General features: G+C 69.5%; 3 protein-coding genes. 2 read left to right on the top strand and 1 reads right to left on the bottom strand.

All coding sequences use genetic code 11. The features are described from left to right. Positions 1-301: 301 nt before the first annotated feature. Positions 302-442 carry a hypothetical protein gene (locus ACFOYY_RS40725; protein ID WP_386196811.1) on the top strand — a complete coding sequence of 47 codons (141 nt, stop codon included), beginning with the start codon at positions 302-304 and terminating at the stop codon, positions 440-442. An 11-nt stretch (positions 443-453) separates the two neighbouring features. After that, positions 454-732: a BldC family transcriptional regulator gene (locus ACFOYY_RS40720; protein WP_386196809.1), complete on the top strand. Its 279-nt coding sequence runs from the start codon at positions 454-456 to the stop codon at positions 730-732. A gap of 14 nt (positions 733-746) precedes the next feature. Here ACFOYY_RS40720 and ACFOYY_RS40715 read toward each other — a convergent pair whose 3' ends face one another. After that, positions 747-1,496, bottom strand: a complete 750-nt coding sequence (locus ACFOYY_RS40715; RefSeq protein WP_362783656.1) for a DUF2127 domain-containing protein — start codon at positions 1,494-1,496, stop codon at positions 747-749. Between the last annotated feature and the right edge of the window lie 937 nt (positions 1,497-2,433).

The raw sequence follows: 2,433 nt of genomic DNA, 5'->3' as shown, positions 1-2,433 counted from the left end.
AGGCGGTTTCCGTGCACGTTCCGGGCGTGCTGGGGAAGGGGAGCCGTCTGGCGCACCGGCCCTGTGTCCTGGGGCCGGTCCTCCTCCAGGGTGCCCGGCCTGTGCTCCCCGGCTCGGGGCCGGGCACCCGCCCCCTCCCCACAGGGACTCCGCTGACCCGAACGATCGGGACCCCGACCCGAAACGACGCCCTCCGAATCAGGACGACCATGACCGGCGACGAACGACGGCTGATCAGCCTGCTCCTCAGCACCCACCCCGCCTGGCGGTACGAACAACATGACCTGCCCGGCCTCCCCACATGGTGGGCCATCCGGTACGAACCGTTGCGGCTCGACCGGCGAAAGGCCGGGGCCCGGGTGTGCTGGGCCGTACGACCCTGTGTCGGCTGGCCGAGGCGCTGGCCTGGCACGACGAGATCCTGCACCGCAGTCGTTACTGAAGGAGAGCCCCATGTCACCGCTCAAGGCCGTAGCCCCGGACGGCACCTTCTCCACCGGGCCCGGCACCACCGAACGGCTCCTCACCCCCGGCGAGGTCGCCAGGATCTTCGGCGTGGACCCCAAGACCGTCAACCGGTGGGCGTTGACCGGGAAGATCCCCTCGGTGCGGACACCCAGCAGGCAGCGCCGCTACCGCGAAAGCGACATCAAGGCCCTCCTCGACGTCATGACCACGCAGCTCCGGCCTCAAGAGAAGGATCACCAGGCCGGTGCCGCCTCGACGTCGTAGGCCGAGAGACGCACCTAGGGTCCGTCGTTCATGGCGGCGCGTTCGATCTCGACGAGGGAGTCGTTTCTGCGTTCGGCCTCGTAGGCGGCCCGGCCGCCCCGCAGCCCGAACAGCCGTTTCGTCCAGACGAGGTAGCCGAGCAGGGCCAGGTTGACCAGGAGGGCGCCCAGCCGTAGCGGGGTGACCCGCTGGGTGAGTTCGTGGATCTCCAGGGGGAGGAAGACGCCGGTCGCGACGAACGCGAAGTACTCCCCCCACCGTTTGAGCAGCCACAGCCCCACCGCCTCGACCAGCTCGACCGCGGCGTAGGCGACCAGTGCGACGGTGATCCAGCGCAGGGTCGTCTCGCTGGCGCCGAGCGCGTCCTGGATCCAGGACAGGACACGGGAGTGCTGGACGTCGAGGCCGGCCTGGCCGAGGATCGGCAGTTCCCGCTGGAAGATCTGCTGGAGCGGCTCCCGATTTCCCCTGAAGCGCCAGACCGCGTACGCCGCCAGGAGCAGCAGGACCGTTCTGAACAGGCGCTCGACGGCGAAGAAGCGCAGCACGACGATGTCGCGCAGGTGGTCGCCCCGGCTCACGTCCGGCGCCAGGTCGGCGGGGCCGCCACCCTGGGCGGGTCCCACGGTGAAGTCGGCACAGCGCAGGCAGCGCCACGCCTCACCCGCCGCCGTCGCCGTACGCAGACGTTCGCGCAGTTCGGGTTCGTCGGGGGCGTAGGTGCGGTGGCCGGTGAAGGCGCAGGTCAGCAGCGACCAGTCCATGACCGCCACCCTAGGCGCGTCCCCGGGGCGCCGGACGGGCCGACACGGCCCAGGGCTCCCGAAGCCGCAAGTAGGAGGCTGACCGGACAGGACCACGACTTCACGGCGCTGACTCCGATCGCCCCGCCAATCCGGTCCCCCACGCCGACCCGGGACAAGCCGCCGGAACTCGGCCCCGGGAAACCCTCGCTGAGCTGGACCGGCCCGCCTACTTTGCGGCTCGTCGCGGCTTCGGGAGTCCGGGGCCAAGATGACGACGGCCGCGTCAACGACCCACCACCGAGACCGACAGCGAAGCCGACGTACGGAACGGTGGGCCCATCGGTCCTGGACGTCGATGGCGGGCAGCGCGGGACCTTGATGCCGGCACTCGCTCCGGCTCGGTGAATAACTAACATTCTCCGCTGAACATTGTGGTGACCTCAGTGGATAACGCCTCATCCGTGAGGGAGAAAGCAAGGCGGAACCCGGCGGATAAGACGACATGGTGAGCGATCTGTTTGAGAAGGGGGCCGGCCGGTCCGGAAAACGGGCCCTTTCCCGACGTCGCCGACGCCGGGTTCAGGCCCTGGCCCAGAGCGTCGGCGGCCGATCCCGGCGGCGTCGAACATGCTGGACGGTTGACGCGACCGGGCTGCGGGCCGATCCGGAACGGGGCCGAATCCGCGCCCAGCAGGTTGAGATGGGCGGGGCGGCCGACACAACCGCGTTCGGGCCGAGGCGGCCGGGCCGGTCGCCAGGAGCGGCAGGACGCGGCCAATACGGCTTCCAGTGAGCGTATGGATTGACGTTCTAGCAGCTCAGAGGAGTTTCCGAATCATCCCGAAAGCCATTTGATCTTGTTTGGCGGGGCAAAGGAAGCAAGACTGGGACCGGTGAGGCGCTCGCGCGCCCGCCACCTCGGATGCCCGTCTTGTCTTCCTGGGCGCGGCGTGGA

Source organism: Streptosporangium jomthongense (assembly GCF_042650425.1).
Lineage (GTDB): Bacteria > Actinomycetota > Actinomycetes > Streptosporangiales > Streptosporangiaceae > Streptosporangium.
This window is presented reverse-complemented; position numbering and strand designations above follow the sequence as displayed.

Coding starts and splice junctions, on each gene's coding strand:
- ACFOYY_RS40725 (WP_386196811.1), top strand. CDS start 302: ATGGTGGGCCATCCGGTACGAACCGTTGCGGCTCGACCGGCGAAAGGC.
- ACFOYY_RS40720 (WP_386196809.1), top strand. CDS start 454: ATGTCACCGCTCAAGGCCGTAGCCCCGGACGGCACCTTCTCCACCGGG.
- ACFOYY_RS40715 (WP_362783656.1), bottom strand. CDS start 1,496: ATGGACTGGTCGCTGCTGACCTGCGCCTTCACCGGCCACCGCACCTAC.